The sequence below is a fragment of the Serratia sp. BW106 genome, from assembly GCF_002607755.1.
GTDB lineage: Bacteria > Pseudomonadota > Gammaproteobacteria > Enterobacterales > Enterobacteriaceae > Serratia > Serratia proteamaculans.
In genome coordinates, this window is sequence record NZ_MCGS01000034.1 from 46,490 (window position 1) to 61,897 (window position 15,408).

Annotated in this window: 12 protein-coding genes; 7 read left to right on the forward strand and 5 right to left on the reverse strand. The window is 52.5% G+C overall.

From position 1 onward, the window contains the following. The first annotated feature begins 412 nt into the window (after nt 1-412). Complete coding sequence (locus tag BEI65_RS20645) at nt 413-2,014, forward strand: condensation domain-containing protein (protein WP_099064907.1); 1,602 nt, start codon at nt 413-415, stop codon at nt 2,012-2,014. A gap of 74 nt (nt 2,015-2,088) precedes the next feature. After that, entirely contained in the window at nt 2,089-5,184 is a 3,096-nt protein-coding gene (locus tag BEI65_RS20650) for an amino acid adenylation domain-containing protein (RefSeq protein WP_099064908.1), read from the forward strand. Nucleotides 5,185-5,216: 32 nt separating this feature from the next. On the opposite strand, the gene BEI65_RS20655 is transcribed toward BEI65_RS20650, so the two are convergent. Together BEI65_RS20655 and BEI65_RS20660 are read right to left on the reverse strand one after the other, a co-directional pair. After that, a complete protein-coding gene (locus BEI65_RS20655) occupies nt 5,217-6,560 on the reverse strand; it encodes a condensation domain-containing protein (RefSeq protein WP_099064909.1) in 1,344 nt (447 codons plus the stop codon). Between the two features lie 449 nt (nt 6,561-7,009). After that, on the reverse strand, nt 7,010-7,264 hold the full coding sequence (locus tag BEI65_RS20660; protein ID WP_099064910.1) for a DUF1471 domain-containing protein: 255 nt from the start codon (nt 7,262-7,264) through the stop codon (nt 7,010-7,012). Nucleotides 7,265-7,568: 304 nt separating this feature from the next. On the opposite strand from BEI65_RS20660, the gene BEI65_RS20665 reads away from it, so the two are divergent. The 3 genes from BEI65_RS20665 to BEI65_RS20675 all read left to right on the forward strand — a co-directional run bounded on the left by BEI65_RS20665 (nt 7,569) and on the right by BEI65_RS20675 (nt 10,732). Then, complete coding sequence (locus BEI65_RS20665) at nt 7,569-9,167, forward strand: ABC transporter substrate-binding protein (protein WP_099064911.1); 1,599 nt, start codon at nt 7,569-7,571, stop codon at nt 9,165-9,167. A 117-nt stretch (nt 9,168-9,284) separates the two neighbouring features. Then, complete coding sequence (gene cybB, locus BEI65_RS20670) at nt 9,285-9,809, forward strand: cytochrome b561 (protein ID WP_085115534.1); 525 nt, start codon at nt 9,285-9,287, stop codon at nt 9,807-9,809. Between the two features lie 383 nt (nt 9,810-10,192). Beyond that, on the forward strand, nt 10,193-10,732 hold the full coding sequence (locus BEI65_RS20675) for a hypothetical protein (RefSeq protein WP_099064912.1): 540 nt from the start codon (nt 10,193-10,195) through the stop codon (nt 10,730-10,732). A gap of 76 nt (nt 10,733-10,808) precedes the next feature. On the opposite strand, the gene BEI65_RS20680 is transcribed toward BEI65_RS20675, so the two are convergent. Further along, nucleotides 10,809-11,486, reverse strand: coding sequence for a hypothetical protein (locus tag BEI65_RS20680; protein ID WP_099064913.1), 678 nt, complete (start codon nt 11,484-11,486; stop codon nt 10,809-10,811). A gap of 384 nt (nt 11,487-11,870) precedes the next feature. Here BEI65_RS20680 and BEI65_RS20685 point away from each other — a divergent pair, with 384 nt between their 5' ends. Beyond that, nucleotides 11,871-12,119, forward strand: a complete 249-nt coding sequence (locus tag BEI65_RS20685; RefSeq protein ID WP_099064914.1) for a helix-turn-helix domain-containing protein — start codon at nt 11,871-11,873, stop codon at nt 12,117-12,119. A gap of 296 nt (nt 12,120-12,415) precedes the next feature. Next, nucleotides 12,416-12,745, forward strand: a complete 330-nt coding sequence (locus BEI65_RS20690) for a hypothetical protein (RefSeq protein WP_099064915.1) — start codon at nt 12,416-12,418, stop codon at nt 12,743-12,745. On the opposite strand, the gene BEI65_RS20695 is transcribed toward BEI65_RS20690, so the two are convergent. Next, nucleotides 12,723-13,526 carry a DUF4225 domain-containing protein gene (locus BEI65_RS20695; protein WP_099064916.1) on the reverse strand — a complete coding sequence of 268 codons (804 nt, stop codon included), beginning with the start codon at nt 13,524-13,526 and terminating at the stop codon, nt 12,723-12,725. The two genes, BEI65_RS20690 and BEI65_RS20695, sit on opposite strands and share 23 nt — an antisense overlap. A 609-nt stretch (nt 13,527-14,135) precedes the next feature. Then, nucleotides 14,136-15,182, reverse strand: coding sequence for a DUF3800 domain-containing protein (locus tag BEI65_RS20700; protein ID WP_099064917.1), 1,047 nt, complete (start codon nt 15,180-15,182; stop codon nt 14,136-14,138). Between the last annotated feature and the right edge of the window lie 226 nt (nt 15,183-15,408).

Consider the following 15,408-nt stretch of genomic DNA (forward strand, 5'->3'; position numbering starts at 1 on the left):
CCTTCCTGACCTTGCTATGCATATCCCTGCCGCAGACAACTGCCCCACCCCCGAGATACAGCGGGCGGAAGCGGTTTTTTTGTCTGGAAACGTAAAGAAATGTTAATAATGATAATATTTTACATATTTTAATGCAAATCATTATCACTTAAGCAAATGAATGCGTTAAAAAACAATCAGCAGGGAAAGCAGTAAAGCGAAATTTTAAAATCAGCAAAAAAGCCAATGATTTCATTTAAAATAAATATAAAACATAACTATATCAATATTACTATTTTCTCGCCCTGAGGAAATACCGCGATTAACCTCATGACTCCCGCGGCTTATATCAACAAATAAAAATAGTAATAATTTTCATTCCCATTAACATTGCAATATATTCTTACAGTCTCTCAATACTGATGGAAACCCAATGAAAGCGTTGACCACGATGCAGGCCGCCTACTGGGTGGGCCGGCAATCCGAAGCGCCGCTGGGGGGCGTGTCCGCCCACCTGTATGCGGAATTTAACTGCTGCGACCTGGACGTCGAACGACTGAGACAGGCCGTTGCCACTCTTTACCAGCATCACCCGATGCTGCGCCTGCAGATCACCGCCGATGGCCAGCAGACCATTGCCCCCAGCGGCCCGCAGCATCGCCTGCAGCTGGACGATTTTAGCCAGGCGAATACTGCCGATGTCACCCACCGGCTTGCCGAAAAACGTCTGGCAAAAAGCAGCCAAAAGTTGCCGCTGGAACAGGGTATCCCCTGTGATATCAGCCTCAGCCTGTTGCCGGGTGGCCACAGCCGGTTGCATGTCGATCTGGACATGATCGCCGGAGATGCCATGGGTTTCCGCGTGCTAATGGAAGATTTGGCGCGCTTTTATCATCAGTGCCCTGCCGCTCCCAACGACAACGGCGTGGCCTACTTTGACTATCTCGACCGGCAGCATGCCGATACGACGCTGCAGGCACGCCGCACCCACGCTCAGGGTTGGTGGCGGGAACGCCTGGCTCAATTGCCACCCGCCCCGCACCTGTTGCGAACGCCGGACCGCTGCCGTAGCGATCGGCTGGCGCTGCAACTGAACGCCAAAGAAACCAAAGCACTGGAAGATGCGGCCAAAGCGCACCGCATCACGCTTTCATCGTTGTTTTTAGCGCTGTTCGCCGTCACCGTCGGCCACGGCTGGAACCTGTCGCGCTTTCGGCTGAACGTGCCGTTATTCCATCGGGCCGAGGAGAACGTCGGCAATATCATTGGCGATTTCTCCAATTTGGTGCTGCTCGGCGTGGAGCTGGATCCGGCTGAAAACCTGGCTGCCTTCTGCCAACGCCTGATGGCGCAACTGGCGGAGTTGATTGCCCATGCCGACTACCCTGGCGTCAGCGTGATGCGCGATCTGTCGCGCCTGCAGGGCAGCATGCAGCCTTCACCGGTGGTGTTTACCGCCGGTTTCGGTATTCACGGCAAGGCGCTGTTCTCCGACAACGTCACCCATACCTTTGGCCCGCTGGAATGGGTGATCTCCCAGGGGCCACAGGTGGCGCTGGATGCTCAGGTGGCACACGCCAACGGCGGCATTTTGATCAACTGGGACGTGCGCCTGGACGCCTTTCCGGATCGGCTGCTGCCACAGTTGTTCGCCACCTACGGCGCCTTGCTGAAACGGGCCGCCAATCGGCCGGACAGCTTCAGGCAGCCGCTGGCGCAGTGGCTGGAACAATGCTCTGCAGCCGCGCTGGCCCGCCAAATACCGGTGCGTCAATTACTGCACCGGCTGCTGGCGCGTGTCGCACCGGATGCCCGGCTCGGCGACGACGATGACATTAACGCCCTGCAACTGCCGCAAGCCGGTCTGCTGGCCTTGCTGGCGGTGGTTAACAAATATCTGCCGGTGGCGCTGGCCCCGGCAGACGTGGCGACCCACCCTACCCCGGCCGCCCTTGCCGCCCTGATCTGCGAGCGAGCACCCAACGCCGAAGAGGCGGTGCAAATGTTGCTGAAGGTGCTGGCCCCCAAAGCCTGATATCGGTTCCGGGCGCGTATAACCTCATGCGCCCTGCTTTCTTTTTCGTTGGTTAGCGACAATAGGGAAATACCATGGAGACACCATTAACCGCGCTGCAGCAGGCTTATCTGCTCGGCCGCAGCGAACAATGGCCGCTCGGCGGCGTGGCAATGCACGACTTTCGCGAATATCACGGTCTGAAGCTGGATTTGGCCCGGCTGGAAGCCCGACTGAGCGAACTGGTGCAACATTACGCGGCGCTTCGCACCTGCATCGATCCCCAGCGTTTTACTCAGCGGGTACGATCAGAAGCCACTTTGAATCTGGATCGGCACGATCTGCGGACACTCGCTCCTCAGGCCGCGCAACAACGTCTGACGATCCTGCGAGAACAGTATTCGCACCAGCGCCACGATCCCGCGCAGCCGCTGTGGCGCATTGCCGCCATTCAGTTACCTGTAACGCCGGATGCAACAGGCAATAACTACGACACCGTGATTTTCACCAGCTTCGACGCGCTGATCCTCGACGGTCAGGGCATCTCCACCGTGATCGCCCGGCTGTTTGACGATGCCCCACTGCCGCCAATTGCCCCGTCAGGCCCACCGGTCGCCGCCACGGCGGAACAACGCCAGGCCGATGCCGCCTATTGGCAGGCCAAGCTACAGGACATCACCACCCCGTCGGCCTTGCCATGGATCACTCCGCTGGCCAACATCAAATCTTCGCGCTACCGTCGCGCCAACCTGACCCTGCCGCGCGAAGTGCTGAAACAATTTTCACGCCTGGGCTCTGCCCATGCCCTGCTGCGCAACAGCAGCCTTTCGGCGTTGATCCTCGATACGCTGGCGCAATGGACCACCGACGGCGAACTGTGCGTCGGCGTACCCGTGGCATTTCCGGCGGCGGATGGCTCACTCAGTAACGCCTCCACCTTTGTGGCGGTGCGCTATAGCCGCCTGGGCGGCACCTTTGTCAGCCGTGCGCAGGCGCTGCAAGACGATGTGTTGGGCGCGCTCGATCACCTGAAATTTTCCGGCGTTGACCTGGCACGACAGCTACTAAACCACAGCCAGGGATCCCCTGCGCTGCCGGTGATCCTCACCAACTGCCTGGGCTGGGAGACGCTGCCAGCTAACGCGCCGGTGCATTACCATGACGGCGTGACCCAGACGCCGCAGGTGGCGATAGATATTCGGCTGACGCAGGATGCCGACAAAAATCTGCTGCTGTGCGTTGACTACGCCGAGCAGGCGCTGGACGGCGAACAGGTACAGGCGATGCTGGACGCGCTGCAACGCCGGGTGACGCTAATGTGCCAAGAGGGTGAGTTGGAAATTGCTCCGGCACAATTTATCGATTACCAGCACTACCGGCATAACCACAGCGAGGCGGCATTTACCGCCTATCCGTACCTGACGCAACTGGCTGAGCGCTTGTTTAACAATCCACAGCCACGACCGGCGTTAATCTGCGATCAGCAGAGCCTGACTTATCCGCAGCTTGGTCAACAGGTCGGCGCGGTAATGGCCAATCTGCAACAGCGCGGTCTGGGGCCCGGCAGGGTGCTGGCGCTGTATCTGGCGCGTAGCCCGGAACATGTCACTATCTCCTTAGCCTGTGCGCTGCTGGGCGTTATCTGGGTACCGATCGACATCAACTCGCCGCCGGAGCGCACCGCTTATCTGCTGACCAACTGTCGGCCGGATCTGGTGGTGCATCACGGCGAGCTGGATACGCCGCACGGGGTCACGCCTGCGGAACTGCTCGCCCCGACGGCGGACAATGCGGCACTCCCGGACAGCCAGACGCTGACCGAGCGCAGCGCCAGCACCGAGGCCAGCTATTACCTGTATACCTCCGGTACCACCGGCAAGCCAAAATGCGTGGTACTCAACAACCGCGCCACCGCTAACGTTATCGGCCAGACTCTGCAACGCTGGGCAGTCACCGCCGATGACGTGATGATCTCGGTCACCCCACCGCACCATGACATGTCGATGTTTGATCTGTTCGGCTCACTCAGCGCCGGTGCGACACTGGTGTTACCGGCAGCGCATCAGGAAAAAGACGCCATCAGCTGGAACCAGTTGGTGGAGCGCCATCGCGTCAGCCTGTGGTGTTCGGTTCCCGCCATTCTGGAGATGCTGCTCACCTGCAAAACCGACGACAGCCTGCGCTCACTGCGGCTGGTGGCTCAGGGCGGCGACTACATCAAACCGGCCACGGTGCAGCAACTACGCCGCCTGCGCCCGGATATCAGCCTGTTCTCGCTCGGCGGCCCAACCGAAACCACCATCTGGAGTATCTGGCACCCGATTGCGCCGCAGGACACCGGAACCGTGCCCTATGGTCAGCCACTGCCGGCCAACCAATACTTTATTTGCCATGACGACGGCAGCCACTGCCCGGTCGGCGTGGTTGGCCGCATCCACACTGCGGGGGTGAATCTGGCATTGGGTTATCTGGAAGACGGCGATTTAAAACAGCATGATTTCGTCACGCTGGACGGCCCCGACGGGCAACCGCTGCGCGCCTTCCGTACCGGCGACCAGGGTTACTATCGTCCGGACGGCAACATTCTGTTCGCCAGCCGGGTGAACGGCTACGTGAAAATCCGTGGTGTGCGCGTTTCGCTGCCGGAGATTGAAGATGTACTGCGAGGACACGAGGCGATCCTCGATATCGTGGTGGTGGATTACCCCGGTGGTGATAACGCCGAGGCCACGCTGGGGGCGATGTACCTCACCCACGACGGTAAACCGCTGTCGCTGGCGGCGATCCGCGCCTTCTCAACCGGCTACTTGCCTTGTACCCATATCCCGACGCGCTTTATCCACGCCGAAGCGCTGCCGCTTTCGGGCAATGGCAAGACAGACCGCCACCGCATTCGTGCAGCCTTCAGCGCCGATCGGGCAGCGCCGGGACTCAACGCCTGTGCAGCGCCGTTGCCAAGCGCACCACCGGCCAACAGCGGCAAGATTTTGGCTATCTATTGGCAGGCGATCGGCACTACGCCGCGCCCGGAGTGGGGGGAAGAAACTGCCTTTATCAGCATGGGGTTGAAACTGCCGCACATTCGACAGGTGGCTGCACAGCTCAACGACGCCTTCGGCACCCGTCTGCCGCCCACGCTGCTGATCCCCTGTAAAAATGCCCGGGAGGTTGCAGCGCTGCTGGCGCGTTAACGGTTATTAATCGGGGCGAACATGTTCGCCCCCTACCGGATCGCCATCAGTTCACCGACCGCCGTTTCCAACGCCTCTTCCCGCAACGCACGCAGTAAAAATTCCTGCAAGGCATTGCCGTAGTCGGCAACCCCTGCCGTGGGGAACTGCTGCACGTAAATATCAATGTCCAGATACAGATCACCGGCATCGGTGCGGCCACGAAAGGTCAGATTTGCGCCGTCGCCAGAACCACCGGCCAGTACCCGACGCGTGCTGGTGCAACCGCTGAAACCGGCCGGATCAAACGGCTGGACGTTAATAAACGGGGAGATAAATAAACGAGACGCGGGCGTCACACCACGATCGGCGGCTATCTGCCGCAGCCGATAAGCGGCATGGCTGCGCAGCTCGCGCAGTGTTTGTGCCATCTCAGACAGAAAACGCCCCAGCGTCTCCTCCCCGCGCAGTGATACCAAAAACGGCAAGGTATTCACCGCCAGCGCCGGGGTATTGGTCGCCTGGCTACTGCGGCGGTTCATCACCGGCATCCATAGGGTGCGCGTATCGCCTTTATCATGCGGCAACGGCGGTAAGGTAAAGAACAACCAGGCGGCGGACAGCGCCAACAGCAGATCGGGCCAGCCGATACCGCTACGCTCCGACAGCTCACGCAGCCGCTGCGAGATCTCTTCCGGCAGTGCGGTGCTGGTGCTCAGGCATTTCACGCCGTATTGCCGACCGCCCTTGCGCACCGTCGGCAAGGTCTGCGACGGCGGCAGATAGCGCTGCCAAAAATGCCGATCCTTTGAGCAGCGTTCAGAGGCGGCATAGGCCAATTCATGATGCTGGAAAGCGCTGAAGGAGCCCAGCGCCTGCCCCGCCGTGCCGCTGCCAAGAAAGTGCGCGTATAGCGTGGCGCAGCGGTGTTCAACCAGCGCCATCCCGAACCCATCAATCACAATATGGTGAGCGCGCAGGTACCAGATAAAGCGCGCTGGCCCCAGTTTGAGTAACCACACTGCCGCCACCGGTTGACTGCACAAGTCCATCGGCTGTTCGACATCCGCCTGCATCAGCCGCATCGCGGCCTGATAAGGATCGGCCTGTGCTTGCAGATCAATACGATGCAACTCGGGCACCCACTGGGGATCGTAACGCTGGAGCGGTGGGTGCGCCTCCGCGTCGGCACCAAAGCGCAGGGCAAACGCCTGCGTTTCCGCCATGGTGAGCGTAATTGCACGAGACAGCGCCGCCTCGTCCACTGCGCCGCGTAATTCAGTGACGTGGGCGACGGTGGAAAACGGCTGCTCAGGGTGCAGAGTAAATTCTTCCCAGAAGTCTAACTGCGCCGGTGTTAGCGGCAGCCATTCAGTAGCCAAAACAGTTCCCGACATGTTACCTACCTTTGATAAGCCATAAACAAATGTTGAAACAACGGAAGCTAAAACCCCGCCGCCGCAAAGTGCATCTGATAGCGGCCAAAACGGGGTGAATGCCGGACACGGCTGGACGGCCAGCTCGCGGCAGCCCGGCGTGATCCTTCTTATTGTGGTTGGCGTGCTTGCCCCCCTGGCGCACGTAGTGACTGGACGGCATCGCCTATTCAAACGGCCACCGCAGCGCACTGAAGATGTTTCGATTCAGTTACAAATGAAAATGATAATAACACTTATTATCATTTTCATGAATATAGAATAACCTGCTCATACCGCAAGGGAGGAACGAACAAGAAGAGGAGCGTGGCAGCAATAACGCCGTTAAGGGGATGGAAAATAGCTTAAAACCGGGGTGACTGGGGCGGTAGTGGCGAGTACCGCCCCGATTGAACGCAATGTCGCGACCATTATTGGTAAATCACCGCCACGCCGTGCAGTTTGTTGCCCCCGCTGGCAGCAATAATGCGGTAGGAACTGGCCCCGGCTTCGTCGGCTTTTTTCGCTAATTTGTTCTCCAGACCGGAGAGTGTCAGCGCGCCGCTGGCGGATACCACACCGATTTTGGTCAGCCCCTGCTCAGAGCTGACGCTGCTGGCCGCAAAGCTGCTGGTTGAAGCCACAGCCAGGAGTAAAGCCGCCATAACATATTTAGTTGCTTTCATAATAACCACCTCGTTGGATTGACCAGACCCGATTCTGCCTGGTGAGGTGATTCTAAATGGGGGTTACTGACCCCAAAATGACCCGCTGATAACATTTTTGTCAGACAGCCGAAAAACCGGGGTTATTTACCTAAGCATACAATTTCCCTGGCTAAACTGACGGCGGTGTTAACCTGACGACTCGATCAAGCATCAAGCACCAGTTCCCATATCCTCTATCAATCACTTATATTTAAACTGAGGGCTGCCTGAATGCCACAGCGGCGGCAGTGTCCTCATTCAACCTGAGGGAGCCATCCATTTTATGCGTTTAAAACCAAGCACTGTGGGTCTGTTATTGGCGGGAACCGGCCTGTTGACGGCGGGCAATGCCCTGGCCGCCAGCGATACCCTGGTCTACTGCACCGTGGCCTCACCGGAGTCTTTCAACCCGCAGCTTTCCAGCTCCGGCACCACCTTTATCGCCACCTCGCAGGTGCTGTATAACCGCCTGTTGACGCTGCGTGAAAGCGATAAAACCCCTGCTCCCTCACTGGCGACCGAGTGGACCATCAGCCCGGACGGCAAGACCTACACTTTTACGCTGCGCAAGGGCGTGAAATTCAACAGCAACAAGTACTTCACCCCAACGCGTGACTTTAACGCCGAGGACGTGGTGTTCACCGTGATGCGTCAAAAAGATGCCAATAATCCGTATCACAAGGTGTCCGGCGGCAACTACGAGTACTTTACCGATACCGGGCTGGACAAGCTGATCACCAAAGTGGAAGCGGTCGATAACGACCACGTGCGCTTTACCCTCAGCCAGCCTAACGCCGCGTTCCTGGCGGACTGGACCATGGACTTCGCTTCGATCCTTTCTGCCGAATATGCTGATGCCATGCTGAAAAAAGGCACGCCGGAGAACGTCGATAACTGGCCGATCGGTACCGGTCCATTCGCGCTGCAACAGTACAAACAGGATTCACTGATCCGCTACATCGCCAACCCGCATTACTGGCAGGGCGAGGTGGCCAGCAAGCACCTTATCTTCTCCATCACGCCGAACCCGCAAACCCGGCTGGCCAAGCTGAAAACCAACGAGTGCCAGATCATCCCTGCCCCGCTGGCCGAGCAGTTTGACGCCATCAAGAGCGACAAAAACCTGCAACTGCACGATATCAATGGCCTAAACGTCGGCTATCTGGCGTTCAATACCCAGAAGAAGCCGTTTGATAATGTGCTGGTGCGTCAGGCACTGAGCTATGCGGTGGATAAAAAGGCCATCGTCGCGGCGGTGTTCAAGGAAAGTGGCACCACGGCCAACTCGATCCTGCCGCCGGGCATGCTGGGCTACAACGACAAGCTGCCGGAATACGCTTACAACCCGGAGAAAGCGCGTGAACTGCTCAAGCAGGCCGGGCTGGAAAAAGGCTTTGAGACCGACATCTGGTCAATGCCGGTGGCGCGACCTTACAACCCTAACTCACGGCGCATCGCCGAGATGATCCAGAGCGATTGGGCGAAAGTGGGCGTGAAGGCCAAAATCGTCACCTGGGAATGGGGCCAGTACCTGGCCGGGCTGCGTAAAGGGGAACAGCAAAGCGCGCTGTATGGCTGGATGTCGGATAACGGCGACCCGGACAACTTCGCCACGCTGCTCAACTGCGCCGGCGTACAGACCGGTGCCAACGTGTCCCGCTGGTGCGACAGCAGCTATGACAAACTGATCCATCAGGCAATTTTGGTCAGTGCCCCGGCCGAACGCGCCAAGCTTTACCAGCAGGCGCAGGTGATCTTTGCCAAACAGGTGCCACTGCTGCCATTGGCTAACGGCAAGGTGTTCTACGCCACCCGCAGCAACGTCAGTGGCTATGTGGTTGACGTTAACGGCAGTGACTTCGCCAAAGCCAAAGTCGACTGAGTAACACCAAGCGCCGGATGATATTCACATCCGGCGCTTTCCTCTCTTGTAACATTTGGTTACTCTCATCAGCACTGTGATTTAACATCCAAAGGCAACCCGGTGCAGAACTCTTATATGCCGATGCAGATCCGCCTGCACTGGCTGGTGGCGATCCTGTTGGTCGTAACCTGTACGACGATTGAGCTGAGAGGCTTTAGCGTGCCAGGCACCCCGCTGTGGTACGTGCTGGTGGTGACCCACTTCAGCTGTGGCGTGACAGTATTTGTATTGATGATCGCCCGTCTGTTGCTGCGCTGGCGCCACACCAGCCCTGCCATCAACCCGAAACCGGCTAAATGGCAAACCGGCGCGGCCCATCTGGTGCACAGCCTGATTTATCTGCTGCTGCTGACGCTGCCGGTGCTGGGCGTTTATTCCCGCTATCTGGGTGGTAAAGAGTGGTTTCTGTTTGGCCTGCCGATGCCCTTTGCCGAAGTCGCCGACCGGCCACAGGCGCGGATGATTATCGGCTGGCACAAGACGCTGGCAGCCTTCGGCTATTGGCTGATTGGGCTGCATGCCGCAGCGGCGCTGTTCCATCACTATCTCGTGAAGGACAATGCGCTGGTGCGTATGCTGCCATGGCTGAAAAAGCCTTAGCTATAGGTGACAATACCCACAGTGTAATAATAAGCATGTATATATAAGCCAATAGATATAATCCATTGGCTTATTGTTTTTATAGTTTATGGCGATTAAAAATAAATTTGCATCCGGTAAGTTGTATCTATTCCGTTTATTGACTAAGGTTATTCATACAAATTATAAGCCCACGGGCTGACGAAGATCCGTAACCAATATTATTAACCACTCATTTTATTCATCTTAAAAAACGCCAGTTATTTTTCAGGAGAGCTCTGTCATGCCCTGTGGTCACACAAGGCGATGCGGTGCACCCATGATTTCATTAATTAAATTCCATCGGCTACACACACGGGAAAGTTAATATTACTTTTCCAAACATAAAAGTCAGGAGCAAAGTAATGAAAATAATGACTGGCGTTATTTTACCTACGGTTGCCGCCCTCGCGATGGCGGGTATGGCGCACGCAGCAGACAGCAAACAACCGGTGACCGGCAAAGAAGTGGTTACCCTGGAGCACGTGCACGCCGTGCAAGAAAATGGTAGCCCCGCGCCCAAGCACGACGCGGCCTGTATGAAAGAGCTTTCTATGCCGACGTCCAAGTATGTCGGGATGAAAGTCACCAGCGAATACACCGTTAACCCCAACTCGATGATGATGTCGGCGAAATCGATGCTGCCTTCCCCGATGGCTACCCAACCGCTAGAGTTGACGGTTGATTTATCCCCACTCGGCATCGAAGGGGTTTATGCGTTTGGTGCCTTTAAACCCAATGTGTTACCGCAAGACTATGTTTATTTCACCATCGACAAAGATTTTAAAAACCCGGTCAGCACCTTTATGATTATTAATAAAGGTAAAGAATATAACTGCGTTATTTCCAGCTCAAACAAGGCGATGACTAAAGAACAACGCAAACATCTTATGGTTAAGAAATAGCGTTTCACACATTAAATTCGCCAGCCTCAGTAATCCACTGCACCCGCAAAAATTAATGAGACTGGCGAAAAAACAGTCACTCACAAGGTGAGGGATCGTTCTGCGCATGCAAGATTTTTTGCATCAATCGACACTCTTTCGGGGTGGGAATCATTTTCCCAAATGCGATAAACATCAGGAATAATACAACTGCCATTAAATATAACAAGCAATGTTCCCAAAAGTATATTAGATTGCCCTTGTATAATGAAACAGCAATAAGTGAAAGTGCTATTACTAGATATTGCATGGAAAAAACCCCGTACATAAAACACTCAACCCTAAAGGCAATTCCTTTATTAAAAATCAAGTAACCATCTTTAAAATCGAGAAACGTTCTGAATTTCTTAAAAAAAATCGGTGAAACCATCTCACGATGCAAGGGTAACAATTTAAATATAATCCTTTGTCTCGCAACATCCGAGATACCAGACAATCGATATCTAATAATTCTGGATATATCATCCTTGATACAGTCATGATCAACACTGTTTAGTTCATAAGTTTTCAGTATGTGAACGTACTCATTTAGCCTTGCATTTTTGAAATCTTTAAAAAATCCAACAACATTTTTTATCCTCATAAAAACAATTAGCACCAGCACGGAAAATAAAACAATGAAAACTGCCTGTAAAGAGCTCAACTCACCATTAGCAGTCATTCCAGATAATGTAATGAATACAAAGTCTAACGCCTTACTTAACATTTCACCCATAACGAAACTCCATTTTCATATTAATAAAAATTATGATATAAAATTCAACCAAACTTCAGATAAAACGTTATTAAATTAATAACAAAACAAAAAAAATTAATAATTATCGCCTATAAATCTGAATTATCAAATATAGTATAGATTTAAATATCTTGAAAGCCATATGTGCATAAGAAGTAAGTCCTGTGACTTACTAATCAGCCGCTAATCCTAGTGTCGTTGGTGCGCCAACGCATTGCCAAACGTAGAAAGTGCCAATCCTGCACCTCTGGATACCGTCGCCAAGATGATACCCTTCTTACACGTTTATCAGTCATGCTGAATCCTCCTAAGTATCTGATACTGTTATTATCCTGTTTTGGGATTTCACTCGCGGAAAACGCCATGAATTCAGTTTATTCAACCGAGTATCAATTAGTTATAAAAATACTTAGAGATGCTCGTATAGAAAAAGGCATCACTCAGGCCAAGCTGGCCGAGGCCCTGGGTCGCCCTCAGTCGTTTATCGCCAAGGTTGAAAACGGCGAACGCAAACTGGATGTGGTTGAGTTTGCTCTGATCGCTCGTTTGCTTGGGGTTGATGCCGGGGCGGTTATGGAGCGGATTGGTGGGCGGGTTGAGCCATTGTGTTAGCTAGAGTAGAGCCTACGGCCCGACTGAAGTCATCAAATGCTTGTCGAATGCCCCATGAGAAAGCGGACGTTAGTCTCAAATGACATATTCCCCGTGTGCAGCAAGATGCTCTAAGAGTAGAGATCATTTTGGCGAGACCGACACCTGATCCACAGTTTTGATGAAGGAATTTGAAAACAACGGAGCGCAAACGTACGGGAATTTCGGGGTGAAGGTTGCTAGAATGCTTGCGGGTGTTTAAAACTGCTTGTTTTGCCCCTCGTTTCTACACTCTAGCCGTCTGAGGAAACTGCGCTATGGCGATCACTGAAGAAAAATTGCTGGCCGCAGGTTTTACGCTAGCAGATGTGCAAAAGCTGAAGAACAACCTCGATAATTACGGCGGTTCGTTTGAACAGGTCATACAAGGTCTGTCGAACAGGTTTCGAGCAAATATCTGGATCACTGTGGCAGTGGTTGTCGTTTGCTTGACGGTTCTGTTAGGCGGTTCATTGGGTGACGCAGCTTCTGCCGCAGTCGCGGCCTTAATCGCCCTGGCCATTGTTTGGTTCACTGTTCCAATCCCATTAGCTTACAGGGCGTGGTCCAGCAGAAAACAATCTTTCAATTCTCAGGATGTTCCGTAGTTAACAAATCAAAGACTATTTTTGCTTTCAGTCCATAACCCACAATTTTCATGGTTAACGCGGGTTTACTCATCGAGCTAACCTTTCGGTAGAAATCAGATGGCAAATGATGGAATAGTCTCCATGTGCCAGGGCGTTTTATAAGCCCAATGATGCTGTATACATTGGCTGTCAGGGCAACCACTTTGAAAACCCCAAGCCCGTCTGCTCTTGAAAACCCCATAAATTCGGCCGCCGACATTGCGCCATTTGCCAGCACGCCTTCCGAGTTCTGTTTGTCTCTAAAATAGTGATCGAACTCTTTTGATATCGTGTTAAAGCCATCAGCGAAAAGTATCGCCCCCGCAAGCACGCCTATCGGCATCGATGTTCCGACCAACACCGCACCTGTAAAAATTTCCACACCCGCCAGAACTACATTTATCGAGCTGATTACATAGCCAACAATGCTGTTGTTCTCACGCACAAATTCAATTTTGGCGTAGAGTTGCGCAGCCTTGGTGCGGATCAACCGGTCTTGTTCCAACAAATTGTTGGTTTCAGTGCGTAATGTCTGCGTAGCCTGAGTATAAGCTTCGATGGTTTTCGACTTTCTTACCCGCATAAGTTGCAGCGTCACCAGATCGCGTATTTCTTCCACGAACTTGATACGTGTTAACCCGTCTTTCAGATGCGAGGATGCGACAGTATTAGCGATATTCACCAGCTTCCTGGCTTCGCGGTCGAGGGCCATTTCCGACCATGCGATAGTTTTCTGCCCTGGTGGGACGGCGAGATACATGAGCTTTCCTTGTCGATGGGAGATTTTTGAAGTGTCACTGACAACGGGTCTCGCTTCAAGAGCATTTTTATTTTCTTCTTCCTGAAAGGGAGCTACGTCACCCACTTTGAGTATTATCTGAGGGAGGTATTACTCTGGTTATTGCTGTGGGGTAGAGAGGATCGGATCTAACGGCTAGGGTCTGTGCCAACGTCGTCCTGCCCCTGTCATGTCTGCCATAGTGAACCTTCCGTGTATCTCGAACGATGTGTTGCTAACAGAACAGCAGAGTGAATCTGCCACAGGTTTACCTATCAGGTTTGGGCTGGACTACCCACAGAGCTTCGGCGGCTATGAGCGAGAAGCTGACCTTACACTGTAATCAGCATAGACTAGGATGCGGAGTCGCTAAACAAATAGATGTCTATCAGAGTAGTGGCTTTTAGTGGAAATCTATAGTTGCTATAGCTCAGATAATTAAGTGACGTCTCTGTCCGCAACTCTAGTCAGAATTTATTGCACAGGGGAACCAATAAGTGCATCTGAATCACTGTCACAAAACAGTAAATATTCGTCATGGGTCTTCATATCACTATTTAGATATCTCAGATTTGATACCCACCAATGAGATCATTTTCCAAATTTATTAAATTGTTCAGCAATAAAATCAATGTACTCACTACCTTGACCGTTATTCCTGAATTTTTTCTGCCCTTCGAAATCTATATCAGGTGAAAAATGAATTATTTGATTATCTTCATACAGTTTTAAAGGAGAATAAAATGACAATGATTTATCATTCAATAATTGACGCACTCCTGATATAGCACTACCAATCAAAACATCACATAATTGAACTGCTGGGCTTAGTTTTGAATCAACTTGGTGTACATGCTCAAGCTTTAATGGGAATTTAATACTGGCGATTTCAGACATCTTAAACTCGGCTTGCATCTGACATTTGATAAGCATCGAAAGATATTCATTGTATTGTAAGAGATTTTTAGAACGATCATGCTCAATGCTATATGGTCCCTCTGACATTAATTCAGTACGTGATATTAGCGCTTGAAGAATAACAAATGCTGCATCAGTAGAAATTTTTGGATTAGTTATTGCCGCAATACAATCTGGATGCTCCAAAGCTAGTGGCCCCAGTACTTCCGGTAATAGGCGCCAATTCACGGCCCTAACGTTCGCAATAAGGCTATTTACTGCCGTGTGCGTTTTCTCATGCATCGCATTTTGAAAAGATATTAGGATATTATCAAAATCTCTACCAAAGTGGCTTTGGCAGACATAGTAAGCCATTGATGCCATAGAAACGTTTCCACCATTCTCGTATAGATTTATCCCATGGTCATAGTAAAAAGGCTCTACAGCATACTCAATAAACATTTGAATTAGAATAAAACGCTTATCGGCAACACAAGTAACACATGGAAAATTGGCAAGTAGTTCCTGTTGCAAAGTAAAAATTGGCTTTTGATAACTATCTCGCTTTTTGAGAGAGCTAAATTTTAATTCAGGGGCTTTGTGTTTAGGAAAATGTTGTCTGATAAGGTGGAGAGCATCGTCATGAGTAATCTTTACAGCGCTGGCCCCTTGCCAAGGTTGTGACTTTTGAAGAAGATCGCGCCCAGTGTAACCAGACTCATCAATTGAAAATATACTCATTTATTCTGTGTCCATAGCTGTTGTTTCACCCAAAATACCTTTTTGGATAGTATTGCGCTATAGCCTTTCACCCTATTAATTGAGATCCATCGATGCAAGCAACGTCCGCTTTTGGCACAAAGCCGCCTGTCAGATGAGGTTTCGCTTAGACCAGCAACATGCTACCAGCCGGCATTGGCATCTGCCTTTTTAAGATTCCCCAAACAAAAAGGGCACAGTCCAAATG